At 73.3% G+C, this 17,007-nt stretch carries 14 protein-coding genes; 6 read left to right on the plus strand and 8 right to left on the minus strand.

The window, feature by feature from the left end:
- Window positions 1–129: 129 nt before the first annotated feature.
- Genes ACFWW9_RS11860 through ACFWW9_RS11870 form a run of 3 tightly spaced genes read right to left on the minus strand, consistent with a single transcriptional unit; the run spans window position 130 to window position 6,895 of the window.
- The gene (locus ACFWW9_RS11860) at window positions 130–4,197 is read right to left on the minus strand and encodes a TIGR02680 family protein (RefSeq protein ID WP_390374908.1); all 4,068 of its coding nucleotides are present in this window, start codon (window positions 4,195–4,197) and stop codon (window positions 130–132) included.
- Window positions 4,194–5,408, minus strand: coding sequence for a TIGR02678 family protein (locus tag ACFWW9_RS11865; protein ID WP_390374910.1), 1,215 nt, complete (start codon window positions 5,406–5,408; stop codon window positions 4,194–4,196). Before ACFWW9_RS11865 ends, ACFWW9_RS11860 begins: the two co-directional genes overlap by 4 nt.
- Entirely contained in the window at window positions 5,405–6,895 is a 1,491-nt protein-coding gene (locus ACFWW9_RS11870) for a DUF2397 domain-containing protein (protein ID WP_390374913.1), read from the minus strand. Before ACFWW9_RS11870 ends, ACFWW9_RS11865 begins: the two co-directional genes overlap by 4 nt.
- A gap of 116 nt (window positions 6,896–7,011) precedes the next feature.
- On the opposite strand from ACFWW9_RS11870, the gene ACFWW9_RS11875 reads away from it, so the two are divergent.
- On the plus strand, window positions 7,012–7,956 hold the full coding sequence (locus tag ACFWW9_RS11875) for a cobalamin biosynthesis protein (RefSeq protein WP_390374916.1): 945 nt from the start codon (window positions 7,012–7,014) through the stop codon (window positions 7,954–7,956).
- Here the strand turns inward: ACFWW9_RS11875 and ACFWW9_RS11880 are convergent.
- From ACFWW9_RS11880 to ACFWW9_RS11895, 4 genes are read right to left on the minus strand one after another with little or no spacing between them, the layout of a single operon-like run.
- Entirely contained in the window at window positions 7,912–8,730 is an 819-nt protein-coding gene (locus ACFWW9_RS11880; protein ID WP_390374920.1) for an SURF1 family protein, read from the minus strand. The two genes, ACFWW9_RS11875 and ACFWW9_RS11880, sit on opposite strands and share 45 nt — an antisense overlap.
- Window positions 8,731–8,756: 26 nt before the next feature.
- Window positions 8,757–9,296, minus strand: coding sequence for a DUF1349 domain-containing protein (locus tag ACFWW9_RS11885; protein WP_390374923.1), 540 nt, complete (start codon window positions 9,294–9,296; stop codon window positions 8,757–8,759).
- 7 nt (window positions 9,297–9,303) lie between these two features.
- Window positions 9,304–10,122 (minus strand): fructosamine kinase family protein, encoded by an 819-nt coding sequence (locus tag ACFWW9_RS11890; RefSeq protein ID WP_390374926.1) that lies wholly within the window; start codon window positions 10,120–10,122, stop codon window positions 9,304–9,306.
- Window positions 10,101–10,556: a low molecular weight protein-tyrosine-phosphatase gene (locus tag ACFWW9_RS11895; protein WP_390374929.1), complete on the minus strand. Its 456-nt coding sequence runs from the start codon at window positions 10,554–10,556 to the stop codon at window positions 10,101–10,103. Before ACFWW9_RS11895 ends, ACFWW9_RS11890 begins: the two co-directional genes overlap by 22 nt.
- Before the next feature lie 53 nt (window positions 10,557–10,609).
- On the opposite strand from ACFWW9_RS11895, the gene ACFWW9_RS11900 reads away from it, so the two are divergent.
- Genes ACFWW9_RS11900 through ACFWW9_RS11910 form a run of 3 tightly spaced genes read left to right on the plus strand, consistent with a single transcriptional unit; the run spans window position 10,610 to window position 13,772 of the window.
- The gene (locus ACFWW9_RS11900) at window positions 10,610–11,581 is read left to right on the plus strand and encodes a polyprenyl synthetase family protein (RefSeq protein ID WP_390374932.1); all 972 of its coding nucleotides are present in this window, start codon (window positions 10,610–10,612) and stop codon (window positions 11,579–11,581) included.
- 11 nt (window positions 11,582–11,592) lie between these two features.
- Window positions 11,593–12,624 (plus strand): Rv2231c family pyridoxal phosphate-dependent protein CobC, encoded by a 1,032-nt coding sequence (cobC, locus tag ACFWW9_RS11905; RefSeq protein ID WP_390374935.1) that lies wholly within the window; start codon window positions 11,593–11,595, stop codon window positions 12,622–12,624.
- A complete protein-coding gene (locus tag ACFWW9_RS11910) occupies window positions 12,621–13,772 on the plus strand; it encodes a Nif3-like dinuclear metal center hexameric protein (protein ID WP_390374938.1) in 1,152 nt (383 codons plus the stop codon). Before cobC ends, ACFWW9_RS11910 begins: the two co-directional genes overlap by 4 nt.
- 60 nt (window positions 13,773–13,832) lie before the next feature.
- Here ACFWW9_RS11910 and ACFWW9_RS11915 read toward each other — a convergent pair whose 3' ends face one another.
- Window positions 13,833–14,993 (minus strand): RNA-guided endonuclease InsQ/TnpB family protein, encoded by a 1,161-nt coding sequence (locus tag ACFWW9_RS11915; protein WP_390374941.1) that lies wholly within the window; start codon window positions 14,991–14,993, stop codon window positions 13,833–13,835.
- A 104-nt stretch (window positions 14,994–15,097) separates the two neighbouring features.
- On the opposite strand from ACFWW9_RS11915, the gene ACFWW9_RS11920 reads away from it, so the two are divergent.
- Together ACFWW9_RS11920 and ACFWW9_RS11925 are read left to right on the plus strand one after the other, a co-directional pair.
- Window positions 15,098–15,835: a zinc ribbon domain-containing protein gene (locus tag ACFWW9_RS11920; protein ID WP_390374944.1), complete on the plus strand. Its 738-nt coding sequence runs from the start codon at window positions 15,098–15,100 to the stop codon at window positions 15,833–15,835.
- A complete protein-coding gene (locus tag ACFWW9_RS11925) occupies window positions 15,832–16,905 on the plus strand; it encodes a bifunctional RNase H/acid phosphatase (protein ID WP_390374947.1) in 1,074 nt (357 codons plus the stop codon). Before ACFWW9_RS11920 ends, ACFWW9_RS11925 begins: the two co-directional genes overlap by 4 nt.
- Window positions 16,906–17,007: the final 102 nt, after the last annotated feature.

Below are 17,007 nucleotides of genomic sequence, written 5' to 3' on the forward strand. Positions count from 1 at the left end.
GCTTGACCGATCACGAGGCTCGGCCGGTTCAGCCGCCCACGAGGCCACGCGGATCCAGCACGGTCCTTCGCCGCCCACGCCGAACCACCGGCCTGGCTCGCGGTGCTCACGAACCAGGCCCGCCGGCCACTACGGGTCCACTCGGTCCAGGGCCGCGCCGTCCCAGGTGGTTTGGGTGCAGGCCACGCCGCGGCCGTTGCGGGGGCGGAGGACGTCGTAGATGTGCATCCTCGGGATCTTGTCGGAGACGCCCCAGCCGCTCGGCCAGGTGATCACCCAGTCCATGTCGAGGTCCACCAGCAGCCCCAGCATGCGGGCGATGGTGGGGTCGTCGAGGCGCTCGAACGCCTCGTCCAGCAGCACCAGGCGGAGCGGGTCGAACGAGTCCGCGCCGCTGCTCACCGCGTCGTAGAACGACGCCGCCGCGGCGAACAGGGTCACGTACGAGATCAGGCGGGTCTCGCCGGACGACAGCTGCTTCAACCGCCGTTCCCGCGGGCCGCCGTCCGGGCCGGTGTCGCCGACGGTCACGGTGAACTGGTGCCACGTGCGGTAGTCCAGCGCCCGTGACAGGACCTCGGCGTAGTTGCCCGAGTCGGCGTCGCGTTCGGTCTCGATCCGCTCGGTGAACACCCGCCGCAGCGCCTCGTCCTGTTCGGGCGTGCGGTTGGCGAACGGTTCCCGCACCAGCGCGAGCGAGGTCCGCGTCTCCTCGTCCAGCGCGGACGACGGCTTCCACGACAGCTTCACGTGCACGCCCTGGCTCGACCGGGCCTTGCTCAGCACGTCGTTCATCCGCTTGCACAGGTCCTCGGCGACGGCGACCTGCCCGCGCAGCCACTCGGCCAGGTCGCGGATCAGGTAGTCGGCGAACACGCCCTGGTACTGCTCGTTGAGGAACCCGCGCTGGTCGGCCAGCTTCGCCGTCACCTGCCGCGCGGCCACGGCCACCGGCCGGGTGCCCTCCTCGCCGGTCACGGTCACCGTCAGCAGTCCCGCGTGCTGTTCGGCGGCGATGTCGTGGCTGCCCGCGAGCGAGGTCTGCAACGCCTGGAGCTTGGTGATCACCGTGGCCTCGCCCGCGCCCCGACGGTCGCCCGCCGCGGTGATGGCCTCCCGGATCGCGTCCAGGTCGCCGTCCACGTCCGGCAGCGCGGCGACCAGGATGCCGGGGGCCGCCACGGTCGCCTTGAACTGCTCGGCGACCCGCGTCCGCTCGCCCGAGGCGTCCTCCAGGGACGAGCGCGCCCCCTCCAACTGCGCTTCGAGCTTCGCGGCCTGCTCACGGGCCGACGCGACCTCCTCGCGCTTGGACTTGAGGTCCTCGCGGTACTTGCGCCGCGCCGACTCCAACGAGCCGAGCTGGTCCGCGATCTCGCGCGCCTCGCCGCCGATGGCCTCGGTCAGCTCCGCCAACGTCGTGGCCTGCGTCGTGTGGTCGACGCAGCGGGCCTCGGCGTCCGCTTCCGCCGCGGCCCGGTCCTCGCCCGCCGCGTGGTAGCGGCGGGTGGCGTCGGTCAGGTCCGTCACAGCTCCCTGGCACCCCCGCCGCAGCAGGTCGCCGAGCCGGTCGGCGGTCCGCTGCGCGTCGCCCGCGGCCTGCTGCGACTGCCGCAGCCCCTCGGTCTCCGCGGGCAGCCCCGCCTCACCGGCCTGCCGCACCAACTCGCCACGTGCCGCCTCGCCGCGGGCCTGGGCCTCCTCCAACGACGCCCGCAGCTCGCGCGCCTTGGCCTCGGCGCGGTCCGCCGACTCGCGGGCCGCCTGTTCCCGGCTGTGCTTGGCGATCAGGTCGCCGTCGGACGGGAACCCGTCCAGGTGCGCCTCCCACCGCGTCACGTGGTCGCGCGCGCCCGCCAGCTCGTCCTCGGCCGACCCGAGCTCGCCGCGCAGCTCCGCCAGCTCGTCCTCCAGCACCTCGATCCGCCGCCGCCGCGCGGACTCCCGCGCTCCCGCGCCGATGAACTCCGCGGCGGGCTTGCGCCACGCGCCGCCGAGCACCCCGGCCCGCCAGCGGCCGTCGGTCGACAGCGCCAGCCCGGCCCCGTCGTCCAGCGACACCGCCGCGAGCAGCCCCGCGACCACCTCGGCGGACACCACGGACCCCGGCTCCACGGCCGGGACCAGCACCGACGCCAGCGACGGCCCGGTCACGGCCTCCCGCGGCACCGCGGTCACGTCGTCGGTCAACGCCGACCCGTCGCCCGTCACCCACGCGTCCAGCAACCCGCTGGCCTGCAACGCCGACTCGAGCCCGGCTCGCCCGTCCTCGTTCACGGCGGCCTGGAAGTCGACCAGCCGGTAGAACGGCGTCCCCGTCCGAGGATCACGCGACGCGGACACGTACCGACCCGGTTCGGGCACCCGTTCCTTGCCCGACCGCAGACCGGCCAACTCGGCGTCGAGCTGGTTGATCCGCCCGCGCAAGTCCTTCTGCCGCACCACGAACGCCTGCGCCGCGTCCCGCGCCGACCGGACCAGGGGAGCGGTCCACTCGCGCGCCGCGGCCGTCACGGTCCGCGCCACCTCCGGGTCCACGGCCTCCGGCAGCTCGAACGCCTGGTTCGGCAGCCCGTCCGCCAACGGCCCCGCGCCGCACCAGCGCTCGACCTCGTCCAGCCACGTCCGCGCGACGACCGCCAGCTCCTGGCTCTCCTGGTGGCGCAGCGCGGAGGCCTCGGTCGCGCCGTGCTGCGCGTCCTTCGCCTTCTGCCGCAACGCCTCCACCTGCTGCTGCTCGCGGTCCAGCTCCCCGGCCCGCTGGTGCAGCGCGAGGGCGAGCGCGCCGCGCTGCCGGGCCGTCGACGCGATCTGCGCCGTCGCCGCCGCGGCCGTCTCCAACCCCGTCAGCACGGTGTCCGTCGCCGCCGTCGGCGGCACCCGCCGCTCGGTCGGCAGCGGGTCCGCCTCCGGGTCGGGCTTCGCCCGCACCAGGTGCGTCGTCACGGACGCCTCGGCGTGCGGCACCCGCGGCACGGCCGGTGCGAGCGACGAGTCCAGCCCGGCCGCGCGCAACTGCTGGCGCAGCGGCTCGGTCAGCTCGTCGGCCGACCCCAGCTCCTCGTGCAGCCTGCGCACGGACCGCAGCACGGCGTCGACCGCGCCGTCCTCCTGCTGCCGCTGCTTGGTCGCCATCTCCAGCGCCGCGATCGCCGACGACCGCTTCTCCGCCACCAGCTTCTCGCGGGTCTGGAGGTCCTGGAGGTCGCGGAACGCGGGGAGTTCCTTCAGCGCCGCGATCGTCTCCTCGGCCTGCCCCTCGCCGGTCTCCAACGCCGTCTGCGCGGACTCCGCCTCGGCCCGCGCCGTGCGCGTGCGCTCCAGGTTGCCGTCCAGCCGCGCGCACTCGCGCTCCAGCTTGCGCACGGCGTCCTCGGCCCCGCGCAGCCGTTCCGCCGACGACCGCAGCCCGCCGAACGCGTAGTCGGAGTACGTCTTGAGGAACGTGCCGAGCGCCGCGTCCGCCGACGACAGCCGGGTGATGTTCTCCCGGATCGACTCCAGGTCGTCGAACGACGTCGCCAGCTGCTCGACCATCGTCTGGTCCAGCGGCGGCAGCGCGTCCGACAGGATCTGCTCCAGCTGCCCCTCCAGCACCTTCAACCCGACGTCCGGGTTGCGCAGCGTCCGCTGGAGGTGCAGCAGGTCGCCGTACCGGGCGGCGGGCACGCCGTAGACCGTCTCGGCGATCTTCGCCCGGAACGCGGCGTCCTCCAGCACGCAGTCCGCGCCGATCGCCTCCCGCAGGTGCGCCGGGCCCAGCGGGATCCGCTCGTGCCCCGCCAGCTGGAGGTCACGGCCGACCCGCGCGGACGTGATGAACCGCCAGGAGTCGGTGATCGCCTGCGACGTCTTGGACGCCTTCACCCCGAGCCCGCAGGTCAGGAACTCCTCGACCCCGTCCACGACCCGGCGCAGCTCGATCCACGCGTAGCCGATCCGGTTCGGGCCGCCGTTGTAGTCGTCCAGCATCAGCCGCCGCAGGCTGACCGTGTCGAACCCCTTCGACCCGACCTGCCGCAGGTCGCCGTCCAGGCACAGCGGCAGCAGCAGCTCCAGCGTCCGCGACTTGCCGGACCCGTTGGTGCCCTGGAAGATCGCCCGCCCGCCGGAGAAGTCGAACGTCTGCTCGGTGTACTGCCACACGTTGACGATGCCGCCGCGGTGCAGCCGCCACCTGTCCCGCTCCTGCGTCACGACACGTTCTCCTCGTCGAACAGCGACCAGCTCGGCACTTCCGGCTCGATCGGGGCGGGGGCGGCGACCTCGCGCTCGGGGTCGCCGTCGGGTTCGGGTATCCACCGGTGAGCGGCCGGGTTGAGCAGCCAGCCCTCGTCGCACGGGACGGCGAGTCCCATGCGCCGCAACAACTTCGTGACCTGGACGACGAGCTTGTCCTGGTCTTCCACGATCTGCTTCGACCACGCGGCCGGGTAGTCCTCGACCAGCTGGTCGAGCACCTCGCGCAACCGCGCGGGCGACACCAGGTGCCGCCCGTCCGCGCGCGTGATCGGCTCGTCGTCCTCGTCGTACTCCAGTTCCAGCAACGACGGCAGCGCGAGCAACGCCAGCCGCGCGACCGTCGAGGAACCGGGGAAGTACATGTCCGTCAGGTAGTCCTCGGGGTCCGCCGCCAGCACGCCCTCCAGGCGCGACTCGGTGAACAGCCCGAAGCACTTCTCCAGCAGCACGGACTCCTTGCGCTGGTTGCGCCGCAACCAGTCCGCCTGCTCGGGCGGCAGGTCCGCGTACAGCACCAGCGGCGTCTCCACCAGCTTGCGCCGCACCGCGTGCTCGACCCCGCGCGGCCCCGGCCGGGCCGCCAGTGCCACCAAGCGCTCAGGCGAGTCCGCCTCCGCCACCGGCCCGGTCAGCAGCTGCCCCAGCAGGTCCGTGTCGATCGTGATCAGCGCCTCCGTCTGGAGGTCCGCGCCGACCTGGCCCTCGGTCTCGTGCAGCACGCCCAGCGACACCAGGTGCCGCAGCGCCGCCGTCAGCGCCCGCCGGTCCACCACGTCGTCCACGACGTCGATCCCGGCCTCCCCGGCCGCCGCCCGCACGTCCGACACCAAGCGGGACAACAACGTCTGCCGCCCCACCCCGGTCAGCACGCCCAACGTCAGCGCCAGGTACGCGTACCCGCGCGGCGACATCCCCGGCACCCCGCGCGTGTCGTCCACGCCGGGCCCGGACTTGTACAGCCGCGCGAACCGCCGCTCCACCACCAGCCGGTAGCCGAGCAGCCCCGCGAACAGGTCCTGCAACGCGAACCGGTGCCGGTAGACGAGCGTCAGCAGCTCCCCGTCCGGCCCGTCGCCGCGCAGCAGCGGCCTGCGCAGCAGCGTCCGCGCGCAGCGCACCACGTTCGCCGCGTCGATGTCCGGGAGGTCGTCCAGCGGCGTGCTCATTCGCTCAACGCCAGTCGCGCGTCGTGCAGGGTCAACGTCCCGGCCTTCGAGGTGATCTTCGTGGTCTCGCCCGGCGCGTGGTCCACGGTCACCCGCAGCCCGCGCACGGGGTCCGCGGCCGACCCGGAGTCGACCGCGCTCTCGCGCTGCGCCATCGCCAGCGTCAGCAGCTCGCACAGCACGCCCAGCGCGTCGCCCGACAGCGTCGTCGACGCCAGCCGAGGCGCGGCCGACGCCAGCTCGGCGACCGACGCGGCCCGGTGCTCGTCCGCCTCGCGGGCCGCCGCCAGCAACGACTGCTCGGTGATCGGGTCGTCCAGGATCCGCGACGTCCGGCCGCGCGCGCCCCGGTCGCCCCGGCTGCGGACGCTGACCGTCACGTCCCGCACCGGCCCGTCGCGCCACGCCGTCCGCTCGTTGTCGCTGTCGTGCTCCGGTGCGGGCAGCACGTGCCGCGCCGAGTACAGCCCGAACGCCGCCGCGTACAGCTCGTGGCCCTGCTCGCGGGTGCCCGAGTCGAACCACGCGGCCAGTTTCAGCAGTTCCGCGCGCCGCCCCGGCAGCAGCCCGCCGCCGGAGGTCGCGCGCTTCACCGACGCCAGCAGCGACCCGATGGCCCGCGCGGTCGCCTCGCGCAGCGCCGTCACCTGGCTCGGGTGGCCGGGCCGGTCCACGAACCAGCCCGCCAGCTCCTGCCAGTCCGCCGCGGACCGGCCGCGCGCCCGTTCGACCTCGCCGCCCAGCCCGTCCGTGCCGCCGAGCAGCCGCAGCAGCTCGCCGCGCGCCTTCGCGAGACCCGCGAGGGCGTCCGCGATGGCCGGGGTGTGCCGCAGCACGTCCTCCACGACCATCTGGATGTACTCGACCAGCAGGTTGCGGAACCCGGAGATCTCCTCGGGCGCCAGGTGGTGCCGCGTCACGACCTGCCCGAGGTACGCGTAGAAGTCACGGACCGTGGCCGCCAGCTCGGCGTGCTGGAGGAACACCGTCGTCACCCGCTCGGCCAGCACCTCGCGCGACCGCCTGCCCTCGCCGGTCACCAGCGCCTCGGACAGCGCGCCGCCCAGCTCGCTCAGCCCGCGCTCGATCGCGGGCAGCAGCTCCCGCGACACCTCGCGCGCGCCCTCGGGCACCCGCAGCAGCTGGTCCACGTCCCGCTGCACCCGCACGGCGAGCTTGCTCACCTGGTACCGGACGCTGCCGTGCTGGAACTCGGCGATGCTCGTCGCCACGACCTCGCGACGGCCCTGGACCAGGTTCCCCCACTCCACGAGCTGCTTGAGCCGGTTGATCACGTTCTCGATCCGGGACTCGCCCGCGTCCACGGTGCCCAGCCGCTCGGCCCCCGCGAGCGCTCCGGCGACCTCGCCCGCGGACAGGTCGGCGAGCAGGGTGGAGGTGAACAGGCGCATGATCGCCAGGTACGTGCGCTGGTAGTCGCGCGCGTCCAGGTACGCGTAGAGCTTCAAACGGCCCGCGGGTTCCACGATCGGCCACCCTAATGCCGGGCACCGACAGTCCCGGACATCGGGAAGTCCGCCCCTAGCTCGAACGGGTGACAGCCGAAGCTATACGGTGCCCTTCGACTTCGGGGAGGTCTGCCTTGGGCGTGGGACGCGCGGCCGGATTGTTGCTGGGAGTAGCCGCGGACGCGGTCTTCGGCGATCCCAGGAGACACCACCCGGTGGCGTTCTTCGGGCGGGCGGCGGGTGTGACCGAACGGACCACCTACCGCGACAGCCGCACGGCGGGCGTCGGGCACACCGCGCTGCTCGCGGGCGGCGTCGTGGCGCTGGGCGTGGCCGTGGAACGGCTGAGCGGACGCAGCGAACTCGTGCGGACCGCGACCACGGCCGCCGCGACCTGGGTCGTCCTCGGCGGCACGTCGCTGGCCAGGGAGGGCACGGCCATGGGCCGCGAACTCGACGGCGGCGACCTGGCGGCTGCCCGTGAGCGCCTGCCCAACCTGTGCGGCCGCGAGCCCGCCGCGCTGGACACCCTCGCCATCGCCAAGGCCACCGTGGAGTCGGTCGCGGAGAACACGTCCGACGCCGTCGTCGCCCCGCTGCTGTGGGGCGCGGTCGCGGGCGTGCCCGGCCTGCTGGCCTACCGCGCGGTCAACACCCTGGACGCCATGATCGGCCACAAGTCGCCGCGCTACCTGCGCTTCGGCTGGGCCGCGGCCCGGCTGGACGACCTGGCGAACCTCGTCCCCGCCCGTGCCGCCGCCCTGCTCACGGTCGCGGCGGCCCCGGTCGTCGGCGGCTCGGCCAAGGAGGCGTGGGAGGTGTGGCGGCGGGACGCGTCGGCGCACCCCAGCCCCAACGCGGGCCAGGTCGAGGCGGCGTTCGCGGGCGCGCTGGAGATCCGCCTCGGCGGGCGCACGGTGTACTCCTACGGCGCCGAGGACCGCGCCGTGATGGGCCACGGCCGCAACCCCGACGCGGGGCACGTGACCAGGGCCGTCGAGCTGTCCAGGGTGGTGGGGGCGCTGTCCGCGGTGCTAGCCGCGGCCCTGGCGCTGGTCGCCCGCCGTCGCCAGTTCTGACTCGTCCTCGGCCAGCATCTCCGCGACCGACTTCCGCTTCGGCCGGGGCTCCGCGAGCGCCCCGCCCGGCTGGATCTCGCGCCAGCTGAAGTACGCCCAGCCGCCGATCGCCATCACGCCGAACGCGATCCACTGGAGCGCGTAGGAGAAGAACGGCCCGGACTCCATCCGCGGCAGCGGCAGCGCGTTCACCACGCCCGGCTGGCCCTCGAGCAGCTGGAAGTAGCCCGGCCGGACGTCCAGCCCGGCCGCGCGGCCGACCACGGCGGAGTTGATCGAGTACACCTGCCGACGCCCGTCCTCGGTGAACGCGTCGCGGTCGTCGGACTCCCCGGCACGCACCCACGCCACGGTCGTGACCTGGTCCGTCGGCGCGGCGGGCACCTCGGGCACGGTCACCCCGCTGGCGGGCGGCACGTACCCCCGGTCCACCAGCACGACCTGCCCGCCGTCCAGCCGGAACGGGGTCAGCACCTCGAACGCGGCCTCGCCCTGCACCGTCCGCAACCGGGCGATGGCCTCACCGGCGGGCAGGTAGCGCCCGGTCAGCGAGACCTTGTGCCACTCGATCTCGGCGTTCGGCCTGCCGAGCACCGAGTCGACCGGCACCGGGTCCGTCTTCATCGCGTTCGCCAGCGCGGTGTTCTGCGCCACCCGCTCGTCGTTGCGCCCGAACTGCCAGGGCATGAGCATCGTGAAGCACGCGCCCGCGAACACCCAGACGGCCAGCGTCAACGCCAGCCAGCCTGGCCGCAACAGGAACCGGAATCGCACGACCTCCACGGTAGGCGCAACCGGGATCAGGTGGTGACGAGGGTCCGCTCGAACCTCGCCTCGAACCCCTGGCCGGTGGGGGCCGCGCACATCACCCCGACCAGCGCCCGCGCGCCCGGCGGGAAGTACGCCAGCCGCAGCATCGTGACCGGCTCGTCGTCGCCGAGTCCGTACCGCACGGTCACCGCGTCCCCGGTGCGCTCGGCGGAGATCGTGACCCGGTCCGCGTTGGCGGTCGGGACGACGGACCAGTCCGAGACGCCCCTGGTCACGACCGCGCTGACCTGGAACCCGCCGTCCAGGAACTCGATCCCGGCCTTGATCCAGTTCTCCTCGTCGACCCACAGCGCGATTCCGGCCTGGTCGTACTGGTCGGCGTAGTCCGCGGAGAACGTGGTCCGCACCGTGCAGTCGCCGTCGACCCACCGCCCGCGCACGTGCCCGTTGCCGTGGATGAAGCCGTAGTGCGTGGTGCGCCAGAGGTCGGTGTCCGGGTCGGCTGTGACGAACAGCTCCCCGTCCTCGCCGGTCGACCACTTCGCGGGCTCGTTGATCCATTCGTCCATGGGTCCATCATCGCGCCGCGGCGACCAGTTGGGGGGCGTAGCTCCGGCCGAAGAGCACGACGTGCACGAGCAGCGGGAACAGCTGGTGCAGCCCGATCCGGTCGGCCCACCCGTCGGCCAGGGGCGTGACCTGCCGGTAGCCGTCCAGCACCCGGTCCAGGTGGGGGCAGCCGAACAGGTGGAGCATGGCCAGGTCCGTCTCGCGGTGCCCGCCGTGCGCGGCCGGGTCGATCAGCCACGCCCGGCCGTCGGCCGCCCAGAGCACGTTGCCCGCCCACAGGTCGCCGTGCAGCCGCGCGGGCGGTTCGCCGGGATCGTCCGCCCGTTCGGCCTTGGCCGTGACGAGCCGCGCTTCCCCCTCGGTGAGCAGACCGCGGTCGACCGCCGTGCGCAGGTACGGCTCGACCCGGTGCTCCAGGTACCACTCCGGCCAGCGCTCGCCGGTGGCGTCGCGCATCGGCGCGAGCCCGATGGCGGCCTCCACCGGCCCGTCCGGCGGGGGAGAGCCGAACCGGGGCGCGCCCGCGCCGTGCAGCACGGCCAGCTCCCGCCCGAAGGCCTCGGCGGCCTCTCGTCCCGGACTCCCGGTGGGCACGAAGTCCGTGACCAGCCAGGTCCCGCGCTGCCCGAGCACCCTCGGCACGGGCGGCCCGCCCGGCACGGCCAGCCACCGCAGCGACGCCGCCTCGGCGAGCGCGGAACCGGACTCCTTGGCCACCACCCGCCCGCCGTCGGCCAGCGCCACGACGTGCACGTCCCCGCTGATCGACCGGGCCGACCGGGCGTCCAGCCCGGTCAGCTCCGCTACAGCCGCTCGCGCACCCACGCCAACAGCCCCGGCATCGCGGCCTCGGTCATCGCCAGCACCCGGTCGAACCCCTCGCGGTCCCCGTAGTACGGGTCCGGCACGTCGACGCCGTCCGCGTCCGGGTCGAACGACCGCAGCAGCCGCACCCGGTCCGGGTCGCCCGACAGCCGCCGCAGCTCCCGCGCGTGCCCGGAGTCCAGCGCCACCAGCAGGTCCGCCCCGAGGTGGAGCTCCCCCACCTGCGCGGCGGTGTGGTCGGAGGAGTACCCCGCGTCCACGAGCGACTTGGCCGCCCGCTCGTCCGCCGGATCGCCGACGTGCCACCCGCCGGTCCCGGCGCTGGACACCTCGACCACGTCGGCGAGCCCGGCCCGCCGGACGTGCTCCCGGAACACGATGGCGGCGACCGGCGAACGGCAGATGTTCCCCGTGCAGACGAACGTCACATGCATCCCCCGACCCTAATCTCAGCGGCCTCTAAGCCGCCCCGCGCGACGATCACGCCGTGTCCACCACGACCGCTCCGACCCTCGGCCTGACGATCCCGGCCCTGGCGCACGCACTCCCGCGGGTGGAGGCCGAGATCCACCGCATGGCGACCTCGTCCTCCCTGCCGATCGTGAACGAGTTCTCCGGCCGCATCACCGCGGCGGGCGGCAAGCGCTTGCGCTCCGTCCTCATCCTCGCGAGCACCGTCGCCATGGCCGGCGACGTCACCGACCGGGCCGTCACCTCCGCGGCCTGCGTCGAACTGCTCCACGCGGGCTCGCTCGTGCACGACGACCTGATGGACGACGCCGCCGAACGCCGGGGCGTGCCGACCGTCAACGCCGCCTGGGGCCCCGGACCCGCCGTCCTGGTCGGCGACTTCATGCTCGCCCGCGCCAGCCAGGTGGCGCTGCGCGACATCTCGCCGTTCGCCGCCGAACGGCTCGCGGAGGCCGTGGCCGACCTCGTCGAGGGGCAGGTCATGGAGGTGCTCGACCTGCACGACCCGAACCGCGCGCCGGAGAGCGCGCTGCGGTCGATCGCCCTCAAGACCGGCGCGCTGTTCCGGGTCGGCTGCGTCCTGGCCGCGCACTGCGCCGACGCCGACGAGGCCACGACCGCGCGGATGGCCGAGTACGGCGCGAGCTTCGGGCTGCTGTTCCAGATCCTCGACGACCTGCTCGACCTCGCCTCCACCCGCCTGCGGCTCGGCAAGCCCGTCGGCAACGACCTCCGCCAGGGCGTCTACACGTTCCCGCTGCTCCGGGTGATGACCCCGGACCTGAAGGCGCTCCTGGCAGGCGACCCGGACGAGGTGCTGGCGGCCGTGCGCCGGGGCCCGATGGTCGAGGACACCCTCGCGTACTGCCGCGACCTGGCCCGCCGGACCGCGGCGGCGCTGCCCGAGCTGCCCGCCTCCGAGTCGGCCGACGTCCTGCGCGCACTGCCCTCCGCCTACCTGAACTGGGCAAGCGCGCTCATCGCCTAGAATTCCGGGCGATGACCAGCGAGCGCGCCCTCCTGCGCCACCACGGAGACGTCGACGCCGCCCCCGGCCTCGTCGACTTCGCCGTGAACGTCCGCCTGCCGCGCCCGCCGGACTGGCTGCGCGCCCGGCTCGTGGCGGCGCTGGACGACCTCGGCCGCTACCCGTCCGACCTCGCGGACCTCACGGCCCGCCGCACGGTCGCCGACCGCCACGGCCGCGAGCCGGACGAGGTGCTGGTGCTCGCCGGGGCCGCCGAGGGCTTCGCGCTGCTGCCGCTGTTGCGGCCGCGGCTGGCCGCCGTGGTGCACCCGTCGTTCACCGAGCCCGAGGTGGCGCTGGTCGACGCGGGCGTGCCGGTGCACCGCGTGCAGCTGCGCGCCGAGGACGGCTACGCGCTGCGCCCCGAGCTGGTGCCGGACGAGGCCGACCTGGTCGTGATCGGCAACCCCACCAACCCGACGTCCGTGCTGCACTCCGCTGCCGTGCTGGCGACGCTGGCCCGTCCCGGCCGGACCCTGGTCGTGGACGAGGCGTTCGCCGACACCGTGCCGGAGGAGCCGGAGTCGCTGGCGGGCGCCCGCCTGCCCGGCCTGCTGGTGCTGCGCAGCCTCACCAAGACCTGGGGCCTCGCGGGCCTGCGCGCCGGCTACCTGCTCGGCGACCCCGCGACCCTCGCCAGGCTCGCCCACCACCGTCCACAGTGGCCGGTCGGCAGCCTCGTCCTGGAAGCCGTCACGGCCTGCTGCGAACCCGCGGCCGTCGCGGAGGCCCGGCGGACCGCCGAGGAGACCGTGCCGCACACCGAGCACGCCGCCCGCGCGCTGGCCGACCTCCTCGTCGTGCCGCCGCGAGCGCCGTTCCTGCTGCTGCGGGTCGACGGCGGTCTTGCGCTGCGAGAAGCCTTGCGGGACAAGGGGATCGCGGTCCGCCGCGGCGACACGTTCCCCGGTCTCACCCCCGACCACCTCAGGGTCGCGACGCGGCCGCCGGGGGAGTTCGACCTGCTGGTCGACGCACTACGAGTCGCGCTGGAGGAACGGTGAGCACCACCCTCGGGCAGGTCGTCGCGGCACTGGAGGCCGTGTACCCGCCCAAGACCGCCGAGTCGTGGGACGCGGTCGGCCTGGTCTGCGGCGACCCCGCCGACCCCGTCACCCGCGTCCTCTGCGTCGTCGACCCGACCGAGGAGGTCGTGGACGAGGCGATCGAGGTCGGCGCGCAGCTGATCGTCGCCCACCACCCGCTGCTGCTGCGCGGCGTCACGGGCGTGCCCGCCGACGACCCCAAGGGCCACCTCGTCCACCGGCTGATCCGCGCGGGCGTGGGCCTGTTCTCCGCGCACACCAACGCCGACGCCGCCGACCCCGGCGTGTCCGACGCGCTCGCCGCGCTGCTCGGCCTCACCGTCACCGGCCCGCTGAGCCCCAACCCCGCACCGCCGCTGGACGTGCTCACCACGTTCGTCCCGCACGCCGACGCCGCCGACGTCCTCGCCGCCCTGCACGCCGCCGGCGCGGGCCAGATCGGCGACTACCGCGACGCCGCGTTCACCGTCGCGGGCACCGGCCAGTTCCGCCCGGTCGACGGCGCCACCCCGACCATCGGGACGGTGGGCGAGCTGGAGCACGTCGACGAGACCCGCGTCGAGGTCGTGCTCGAACGACGGCTGCGCACCCAGGTCGTGACCGCGCTCCGCGCCGCCCACCCGTACGAGGAGGTGGCCCTCAACCTGCACGAGATGGCCGACCTCCCGTCCACCACCGGCATCGGCCGCATCGGCGAACTGCCCGCCCCCGAGACCCTGCGGGTCTTCACCCAGCGCGTCGCCGACGCCCTGCCGGAAACGGTGTGGGGCGTCCGCGCCGCGGGTGATCCTGATCGCATGATCCACCGGGTCGCCGTCTGCGGCGGCTCAGGCGACAGCTACCTCACCGCCGCGACCGCGGCCCGCGTCGACGCCTACGTGACCTCCGACCTGCGCCACCACCCGGCCTCAGAACACCTCGCCCAAGGCCCCCACGCGCCGGCACTGGTCGACGTGGCCCACTTCGCGAGCGAGTGGCCGTGGTGCGACCAGGCGGCGGAAGTGGTCCGCGCGCGCTTCGACGGTACGGTCGAAGCACTCGTCTCCACCCGCCGAACCGATCCGTGGACTGTCGGTGCGACGAGCCGAACCAGGAGGACCAACTAATTGACTTCTCCACGCCTTGACCGACGGGGATTCCCCCAGTCGCCTGGGGGAGTTCCTGCTTCAGCGACCGCCGCCGGTCGGCGCGGGCGCGCGTCGCGGTCTTGCGCGGTCTCCACAGGCGGTGACCGCGAGCCCCGCGGCCAGGATGTTCCTCGCCGCGTTCACGTCGCGATCGTGGACGGCGCCGCAGGGGCACGTCCACTCCCGCACGGCGAGCGGCAGTTCGTCCCGGAGAGCTCCGCACGTGGAGCACGCCTTCGAACTGGGGTGGAACCGGTCGATCACGACCAGGTCGCGGCCGTACCAGTCGCACTTGTAGGCGAGCATCGCGCGCATCCGCGACCAGCTCGCGTCGGAGATGGCACGGGCGAGCCGGTGGTTCCTCACCATGTTCCGGACCGCCAGGTCCTCGATCACGACCGTTTGGTTCTCGCGGACGAGTCGAGTGGTGAGCTTGTGCAGCGCGTCGCGGCGTCGGTCGAAGATCCGGGCGTGCACGCGGGCGACCTCGCGCCGAGCCCTCTCCCGGTTCGCCGAGCCGGCTTCCTTGCGCGCCAGCCTCCGCTGTGCGAGCGCGAGCCGGTCCCGGCGCTCGTGACGCGGGTTGGCGACCTTCTCCCCGGTGGACAGCGTGACGAGGTGCGTGATCCCGGCGTCGACACCGACCACCCGATCAACGGCCGGGAAGTCGTGGACGGCGGTGTCGACCAGCATCGACACGTGCCACCGCCCGGCGCTGTCGCGGGACACCGTGACCGAGGTCGGCTCGCACCCCTCGGGAAGCGGCCGGGACCACCGGATGTCCAGCGGTTCGGTCATCTTCGCCAGCGTGAGCCCGCCGTCGCGCCACCGGAACGCCGACCGGGTGTACTCGGCGGACGCCTTGCCCTTCCGCTTGGACCTGAACCTCGGATAAGCGGCCCGTCGCTCCCAGAAGTTCACGAACGCCCCCTGCAGGTGGCGGAGCGACTGCTGCAGCGGCACCGAGGACACCTCGGCCAGGAACGCGAAGTCCGGGTCCTTCTTCCAGCCCGTGAGCATCGACGACGACTCGGTGTACGACACGCGCTGTCGATCGCGGCACCAAGCCGCGGTGCGGGCTTCGAGAGCCCTGTTGTAGACGAGCCGAACGCAGCCGAACGTGCGCAGGAGCTCCCGCGCCTGTGCGTCGGACGGGTAGCAGCGGTACCTGAAGGCCCGCTTCACCACCCGTCCACTCATGGTCGGACGGTAGCGCGTCCCCTAGTAAGTTCTTGCACATCCCTACGAACAGGGCGGTTCCCCTCCGGTCTCAAAACCGGGGTGTCCGCCGGTTTGGAATTCTGATGAAGGCCGATCCCGCCGTGCAGCGCAGGCTGCTCCCGCTCGCCGAGGTCGATGCCGAACTCTCGCGCGTCGACCACCGCAGGCGCACGCTGCCGGAGATCGTGGAGATCGCCGAAGCGGAGAAGCAGCTGCGGGCGAAGACGGACGCGCTGACCACGATCGAGACGACGCTCGGCGACCTGACCCGCGACGTGAAGCGCCAGGAGACCGAGATCGACCAGGTCCGGGCGCGCGAAGAACGCGACCGGAAGCTGATGGCAGGCGGCACGGTCGGCGCGAAGCAGCTCACCGAGCTGGAGCACGAGCTGGCCACGTTGGAACGCCGCCAGGCGGCGCTCGAGGACGACCTGCTGGAACTGATGGAACGCCGCGAGGCCGTCGAGGCGGACGTGCAGCACGCGCGGGTCGAGCTGGACAAGGCGACCGAGGCGCTGGCCGACGCGGCTCGGCGTCGGGACGCGACGCTGGCGGACCTCGACTCGATCGAGGCGAAGCGGAAGGCCGACCGCGAGAAGGCCGGGGCCGGGTTCCCGGCGGACCTGCTGGCGCTGTACGAGAAGGTGCGGGCGCACAAGGGGATCGGGGCCGGGTTGCTGCGGTCCCGGCGGTGTGGGGCTTGCCGGATCGAGCTGGACCGGAGCGCGTACTCGGCGGTTCGGGAAGCGGCTCCGGACGAGGTGCTCCGGTGCGAGGAGTGCGGGGCGATCATGGTGCGGACGGCGGAATCCGGCCTGTGAAGGTCGTCGTCGAAGCCGACGGCGGGTCGCGGGGGAATCCTGGGCCTGCTGGGTACGGGGCTGTCGTCCGGGACGCGGTCTCGGGTGAGGTGCTGGCCGAGCGGTACGGCGGGTTGGGGCACGTGACCAACAACGTCGCCGAGTACCAAGGGTTGATCGCCGGCCTTCGGGCTGCGGGTGAGTTGGGGGCCGAGTCCGTTGAGGTGCGGATGGACTCGAAGCTGGTGGTCGAGCAGATGTCCGGGCGGTGGCAGGTCAAGCACCCCTCGATGAAGCCGTTGGCGGCTGAGGCTCGGGGGTTGGCCGCTGGGTTCGGGCAGGTGGGGTATTCGTGGATTCCTCGGGAGAAGAACAAGGACGCTGACCGGTTGGCTAACCGGGCCATGGATGAGCAGGCGGGCCTCACCAAGCCCGCCGCTCCGGCTCCGGCCCCGGCGTCCTGGTCCGGCGCGGGCGGCACCCCCACTCGCTTCCACCTGCTCCGGCACGGCCAGACCGAGCTGTCGGTGGGCCGCCGCTACTCCGGCCGCGGCAACCCGCCGCTGACCGAGGTCGGGCGGGGGCAGGTTGCTGCTGCTGCTCAGCGGATGGCGAAGGTTGAGGACATCAAGGCCGTCGTCAGCTCACCTCTGGGCCGCACGCGGGAAACCGCCGAAGCCGTCGCCACGGCGCTCGGCGCCGAGGTCGTGGTGGTCGACGGGTTGATCGAGACCGACTTCGGCGCGTGGGAGGGCCTCACCTTCACCGAGGCTGCCTCGCGGGATCCGGAGTTGCACCGGCGGTGGTTGGGCGACACGTCTGTGGCTCCGCCTGGTGGGGAGAGCTTTGACGCTGTGCACCAGCGGGTGCGTCAGGCTCGCAACTCGTTGATCGCGGAGTACGGCGGGGTGGACGTTGTCGTCGTCAGTCATGTGACGCCAATCAAGACGCTGCTGCGGATGGCGCTTGATGTGGGGCCTAGCTTGTTGTTTCGCCTTCACCTGGATTTGGCGTCACTGTCGGTAGCGGAGTTCTACCCGGATGGACATGCTTCCGTTCGGTTGGTCAACGACACTTCGCATCTGGGGTGAGGTGGGTTGTTCGTTCGGGGGGCTAACCCCCGATTGCGCCAATTATCCCACCCTTTTTCGCTTTGTAAAGGCTGGAAATACGCCTTGTCAAATCGAAAAAGG

The sequence above is a fragment of the Umezawaea sp. NPDC059074 genome (genome assembly GCF_042738955.1).
Lineage (GTDB): Bacteria > Actinomycetota > Actinomycetes > Mycobacteriales > Pseudonocardiaceae > Umezawaea.

Bases quoted from the DNA above. Each gene is read 5' to 3' on its own strand.
- ACFWW9_RS11865 (WP_390374910.1), bottom strand. From the start codon at position 5,408: ATGAGCACGCCGCTGGACGACCTCCCGGACATCGACGCGGCGAACGTG.
- ACFWW9_RS11885 (WP_390374923.1), bottom strand. From the start codon at position 9,296: ATGGACGAATGGATCAACGAGCCCGCGAAGTGGTCGACCGGCGAGGAC.
- ACFWW9_RS11895 (WP_390374929.1), bottom strand. From the start codon at position 10,556: ATGCATGTGACGTTCGTCTGCACGGGGAACATCTGCCGTTCGCCGGTC.
- cobC (WP_390374935.1), top strand. From the start codon at position 11,593: ATGACCAGCGAGCGCGCCCTCCTGCGCCACCACGGAGACGTCGACGCC.
- ACFWW9_RS11915 (WP_390374941.1), bottom strand. From the start codon at position 14,993: ATGAGTGGACGGGTGGTGAAGCGGGCCTTCAGGTACCGCTGCTACCCG.
- ACFWW9_RS11920 (WP_390374944.1), top strand. From the start codon at position 15,098: ATGAAGGCCGATCCCGCCGTGCAGCGCAGGCTGCTCCCGCTCGCCGAG.